Origin of the sequence: Methylobacterium sp. WL7, from assembly GCF_008040085.1 — a bacterium.
GTDB classification, from domain to species: domain Bacteria; phylum Pseudomonadota; class Alphaproteobacteria; order Rhizobiales; family Beijerinckiaceae; genus Methylobacterium; species Methylobacterium mesophilicum.
In genome coordinates this window covers 1-5,442 of record NZ_VRVG01000211.1, presented here as the reverse complement: position 1 = coordinate 5,442, position 5,442 = coordinate 1, and the positions used below count along the sequence as shown (strand labels likewise).

The following is a 5,442-nucleotide window of genomic DNA, read 5'->3' as shown; positions in this document are numbered from 1 at the left end:
CGCCGGGGGCGGGGCGCGGGCAGACTTGCAGGCAGGCTCGCAGGCGGACTTGCAGGCGGACTTGCGGGCTCCGCCGGGGCGGTGTCCTTGATCCGCCACAGGGTGCGGGCCAGGATCGAGCGGTACGGCGCGAAGGCCGCCGCGATGGCGCGCGTGTCGGTGCCGCCGGTGAGCCGGCGCAGGCAGCCCACCGCCGCCACGTCGCCCTCGGGCCAGATGTCCGGGTCGTGGAAGTGGAAGATCCCGACCATGTCGGCGGTCCAGGGGCCGACGCCCCGGATGCCGCACAGGATCGCGGCGCGCTCAGGATGCGGCAGGCCGGCGAGGTCGGGCCCGAGCAGGCCTGCCGCCTCGGCGGCGACGATCGCCTGGAGGGCGCGGACCTTGTTGCCCGAGATGCCGCAGGCCCGCAGCAGTGCCGGGTCTCCGGCCTCGAACAGCCCGCGCGGGCTCGAACCCGCCGCCGTCGCGGCGGCCTCGACCCGCGCCCAGATCGCCGCCGCGGCCTGGGTCGAGAGCTGCTGGTTCACGACCTCGACGAACAGGCGGTCGGCCACGCAGGCCTGCGGCGGCGGGTCGATCCGGAGCGGGCCGGCCTGCCGGATGGCGGCCTCCAGGCGCGGATGCGCGCGGGCGGCGTTGAGCAGGTGCGCGTAGGCGGTGGGGTCGAGCATCGCGGCGAAGATTAAGGGACTGCCCGCGCGCGGGGCAATCGGTGCGATCCCCCCGGTGGCGGGCACGATGCCGCGCGCGCCTTGCTGGGCGCCCGCCCCGATCCACTTCCGATCGGCGCCGGACGTGAAGGCGGGCATGATGGACGGCGCCCTCGGACGCGGCGACAGCTCACGGTATGGCGATCTTCTTCACCGCGGACACGCATTTCGGCGATCCGCACATCCTCCGCCACCGCCGGGCGCGGTACGACAGCGTCGCGGCGCATGACGCGGCCCTGGTCGCGGCCTGGAACGCCGTGGTCGGCCCCGACGACGCGGTCTGGCATCTCGGCGACTTCGCCGCGGGGGCGAGCCGGGAGCATTGCGCGGCGCTATTCGCGCAGCTCAACGGCACCAAGCGGCTGATCCGGGGCAACCACGACTCAAACCGCGTGCTCGACCTGCACTGGGCGGACCCGCCCGTGGACAGCGCCCGGATCTCGGCTCCGGATTCCCAGGGCCGGGAGCACCGCTTGTTCCTGTCGCACTACGCGCACCGGGCCTGGCCGGGCCTGTGGCGGGAGACCCGCCACCTCTACGGGCACAGCCACGGCTGGCTGCCCGATACCAGCCGCTCCTGCGATGTCGGCGTCGATGCCTGGGACGATACCCCGGTCGGCCTCGACGCCATCCTAGCGCGCCAGGACGCGGCCGAGCTGGTGCCGGAGGAGATCGCCCGGCACGGGCTGCGCTGACCTCCGCGGAGGTCACCGCGATCTCCGTTCCGGGGCCGCGTCGTTTCGGGCGCCCGCCCTATGTGACGCAGCGGATCGCGATCGCCACGGGAGGCAGCCATGACCGAACCCCTTGCTCCGCCCGCCTGGACGGCCGAGATCCTGATCGCGCAGGGCAGCCCCCCGCCGCCGGATTGGGAGCCCGCGCTCGCTCGGGCCCTGGGCCGTGCCGATCCGGATGTCCTGGCCCATGACGAGGCCGACGCCGTGCTGGCCGAACAGAGCGAAGTGTTCGCACCGGAGGACGACGCCTGAAGCATCGTTCCGAGAGGTGGCCGCCGGCTTTCAAACGGACGATGCCCTGGAATCGGTTGCCGTCCGAGACTTCCTGGCGGCGCGTGGTTGCCGTGGTGCCGGTCCAGGCCGATGTAGGTGGGATGCCAGGTCCCGATCATCAGCGCGCCGCCCCGCGATCCGTCCCGACACCCCTGCGGGTCTTCCCGGTCTCAAGCGAGACCCCGGTCCTCGACGCGCAGACGCGGACGCGGCTGGGGCGCCAGTTGCGCGCGCTCTACGACCCGGTGATCGACGAGATGCTGGATCCGAGGCTGGCGGAGCTGCTGCAGCAGCTCGACGCCGATCGCGCGGACGAGACCGGGCGCTGAGGCGATCCGGCAATGGGGCTCCCGTCGATGGATCGGGGGGATGTCACACCGACGGGAGCTGAGCCGGGACGACGAATCGACCCAACCCGTCCTATGTCGCCCAGGAACGACCCCGGGCGCCTTCACCTAAGTCAAATTTGCTGTCGAATACAGAGGGCGATGTGACGGTTACGGGTATTCGTCGGTGGAAAGCCTGGTAGCGGCGTCAGGCCGACGTCCCAGTCACCGACAGCATCACCCCGTCGTTGCCGATCTCGGCGCCGGTGTAGCCCAGCATCCGGGCGAGCTGCTCGCGGGCGCGCCACACCCGGCTCTTCACGGTGCCGATCTGGCACTGCATGACGGAGGCGGCTTCCTCGTAGCTGAGGTTCTCGATCGCCACGAGGACCAGCGCCTCGCGCATCACCGGGGCGAGCCGGTCGAGGGCGGCGCGCACGTCCTGCAGGTCGAGGTGGCCGCCCTGCTCAGGCACGCTGGTGAGCCGTTCCGCATAGCTGCCGTCGGTGTCGGCGACCTCGCGGCCCTGCTTGCGGTGCTGGCTGTAGAACACGTTGCGCAGGATCGTGAAAAGCCACGCCTCCAGGTTGGACCCGGGGGTGAAGCCGGCCCGTCCGCGCCAGCCCCGCAGCAGCGTGTCCTGCACGAGGTCGTCGGCCGCGGCGGGGTCTCGGGTCAACGAGACGGCGAAGCGGTGCAGGGCCGGCACCACCTTCAGCAGGCCGGCGCGGAAGTCGGCCTCCCGTTCGACCTCCCCCGAGACCGGCTCCCCCGAAGCCTGGTCCTTGGCGAGCGCCGCGTCCAGGCGGGCCAGCAAGTCGGCAAAGCGATCCGAGGCGGCCGCCGGGGTCGGGCCGACCGCGTCGTAGGTCAGGCCGAGCAGCGTTCCGAGGTGGATGCGGATCGCGTCCGGCAGGCCATGCCGGATGTCGCGGGCCGGATCGGGCAGGGTGTGGCCTTCGGTGTCTGGCATCAGGTCCGGGCATCGACGGCGGGCCTATCGCGCCCGTCGCATTCGCTTGTGGCGCGCCCACGCGGCTCTCGCGCCAACATGGGTTTAGACTGCGTTACCGCGACGATGCGACGAACCAATACAAGCAAGCGGGACGGGCCGATGTGTCGGGACCGATGACGAACAGGCTGCGAACCGGCGGGCTCGCAACGGCGTTCCCTGTGGGATCCGTCTCCGACAGGAGGCCGGCCGGACTGTGTTCCTGAACCCGTAGCGAGGCGTGTCGATGGCTACCCCCGATCCCGATCGCACCGTGCCCCGCGACACCGGGGGGCACGCCTCGACGGTCTGGACCCTGGCGCTGGCTACCGCGCTCGTCGGCCTGGTCGCGTTCCCGCGGCGGTCGGCCACCCCCGCCTCAGGCGGCGCGGAGCCGGGCCGCCGGTCCGCCTTCGGGGGCTCCTCGGATCCCGCGCCCGCGCACGAGGGCGGCGAGGCCCAGGCGGTCGCGAGCCGCCAGGCCGATCGCGGGCGCGGCGCCAGCCATCCGGCGGAGATCACCGGCGACCAGGTCAAGCGCCTGAACGAGAAGGGCAACACCGCGCTGGGCCTGAGCCTGGTCGTCAGCATCGTCCTGTCGGTCTGGAGCGCCAACGGCGGCGTGAAGCACGTCTTCGACGCCCTCAACATCGTCTACAACGAGCGCGAGAAGCGCAATTTCGTCCTGCTCAACGTGGTCTCCCTCGGCTTCACCGCGGGGGCGCTGGCGTTCCTGATCCTGGCTCTGGCCGCGGTCGTGGTGCTGCCGGTGGTGCTGACCTATGTCGGGCTCGGGACCGATGCCTGGTGGCTGACCCTGCTGCGCTGGCCGGCGCTGCTCGTGGCGGTCCTGCTCGGGCTCGCCCTGCTCTACCGCTACGGCCCGAGCCGGGACGCGCCGCGCTGGCGCTGGGTCACCCCCGGGGGCGCCGCGGCGGCCCTGCTGTGGCTCGTCGCGTCGCTGCTGTTCTCTTGGTACGTCGCCCATTTCGGCAGCTACAACAAGACCTACGGCTCCCTCGGCGCGGCCATCGGCTTCATGACCTGGATCTGGATCTCGACCATGATCGTGCTCGCCGGCGCCCAGCTGAACGCCGAGATGGAGCACCAGACCGCCGAGGATACCACCGTGGGTGAGCCGCAGCCCCTGGGCACGCGGCGCGCCCAAATGGCCGATTCCGTGGGGGCCGCCGCCGCGTGACGGGGCGGCCAAAGGGCTCAGCGGTGGTTAACACAGGTTGGCGCGGGCACGCCCGGTCGCGGCATAAGCCGTCGAGACAACCAGACTTCGACGCTCGGGCCGCAACATACCTGTGACAACAGTCGTCTTCGTGCGGTGGGCATCCATCGGCAGCGTCGTCGCGCGATTGCGGGCGCACCGGAGCTGCCCGGATCCCTTTTTCCACGCCCGCCTGGCCACCGCGCGCCGGCTGCGGGTGGGGCGATCCGACCACGGATGGCCGGCCGTCCCGGAACCGCATCGGCACGGCGGCCTCTGACCGGAGGTCGCCGTGAACAACCCGTTCGTGCGGAAGATGGAGCGGCACGTCCGGCTCGGGCCCGAGGACCGCGCGGCCCTCGACGGACTCGCCCGCCAGCACATCCGCCCCGTCGCGCCGCGCCAGGACATCGTCGGGCAGCACGAAGATCCGCACCACACCCACCTGATCCTCGACGGCTGGGCCTGTCGCTACAAGCAGTTTCCCGACGGTCGGCGGGCGATCGTCTCGCTGCTCCTGCCGGGTGACCTGTGCGACCCCTCCCCGGCCCGCTGGCCGCGCCTGGACCACGCCATCGGGGCGATCACCCCGGTCACGGTCGCCCGGATCGCGCCGGACCAGATCGGCGAGGCGATCCGGACCCGGCCGGCGGTGGAGGAGTGCCTGTGGCGGGAGATGCGCGACACCACGGCGCTCCAGCGCGAGTGGATCGCCAGCGTCGGGCGCCGTTCGGCGATCGAGCGCCTGGCGCACCTGTTCTGCGAGCTGTACCTGCGGCTCGCCCGGGTCGGCCTCGCGGACGGGAACACGATCCCGATGCCGATCACCCAGCCCGACCTCGCCGACGCCCTCGGCCAGACCAGCGTGCATATCAACCGCACCCTGAAGGCGCTGCGCACCGGCGGCCTGATCGGCCTGCGGGGCCGGCGCCTGACGATCCACGACCTCGACGGGCTGATGGAGCGCGGCCTGTTCGACCCGGCCTACCTGCATCTGGCCTGAGACCGGGCGTACCGGTCCGGACCCTGCCGGCAGCCGCCGCCGGGATCGGCGCCCGAATCCCGGCGGGATACGCTTGCTCAAAGATTGATTTTTAGGATAGTATTTAACCATATCGCCGCCAATCGGCGGGCATATATGGGCGATCGAATTGAGTGTCCTCTACTTATTGCGGATATATAG

General features: G+C 71.6%; 7 protein-coding genes. 5 read left to right on the top strand and 2 right to left on the bottom strand.

The features are described 5' to 3' along the window. Positions 1 to 812, bottom strand: an 812-nt coding sequence (locus FV233_RS27975; RefSeq protein ID WP_246690114.1) for a hypothetical protein, incomplete at its 3' end; no start/stop codon positions are given. Positions 813 to 850: 38 nt separating this feature from the next. Between FV233_RS27975 and FV233_RS27970 the strand changes: the two genes are divergently transcribed. From FV233_RS27970 to FV233_RS27960, 3 genes are all read left to right on the top strand, one after another. Further along, positions 851 to 1,408: a metallophosphoesterase gene (locus tag FV233_RS27970; RefSeq protein ID WP_147899469.1), complete on the top strand. Its 558-nt coding sequence runs from the start codon at positions 851 to 853 to the stop codon at positions 1,406 to 1,408. 99 nt (positions 1,409 to 1,507) lie between these two features. Further along, positions 1,508 to 1,702 (top strand): hypothetical protein, encoded by a 195-nt coding sequence (locus FV233_RS27965; RefSeq protein WP_147899468.1) that lies wholly within the window; start codon positions 1,508 to 1,510, stop codon positions 1,700 to 1,702. A 122-nt stretch (positions 1,703 to 1,824) separates the two neighbouring features. Continuing rightward, entirely contained in the window at positions 1,825 to 2,052 is a 228-nt protein-coding gene (locus tag FV233_RS27960; RefSeq protein WP_147899467.1) for a hypothetical protein, read from the top strand. A 205-nt stretch (positions 2,053 to 2,257) separates the two neighbouring features. On the opposite strand, the gene FV233_RS27955 is transcribed toward FV233_RS27960, so the two are convergent. Then, on the bottom strand, positions 2,258 to 3,022 hold the full coding sequence (locus FV233_RS27955; protein ID WP_147857286.1) for a sigma-70 family RNA polymerase sigma factor: 765 nt from the start codon (positions 3,020 to 3,022) through the stop codon (positions 2,258 to 2,260). A gap of 265 nt (positions 3,023 to 3,287) precedes the next feature. Here FV233_RS27955 and FV233_RS27950 point away from each other — a divergent pair, with 265 nt between their 5' ends. Continuing rightward, positions 3,288 to 4,241, top strand: coding sequence for a YihY/virulence factor BrkB family protein (locus tag FV233_RS27950; protein ID WP_147899466.1), 954 nt, complete (start codon positions 3,288 to 3,290; stop codon positions 4,239 to 4,241). Between the two features lie 310 nt (positions 4,242 to 4,551). Continuing rightward, complete coding sequence (locus FV233_RS27945) at positions 4,552 to 5,262, top strand: Crp/Fnr family transcriptional regulator (RefSeq protein WP_147857409.1); 711 nt, start codon at positions 4,552 to 4,554, stop codon at positions 5,260 to 5,262. Positions 5,263 to 5,442: the final 180 nt, after the last annotated feature.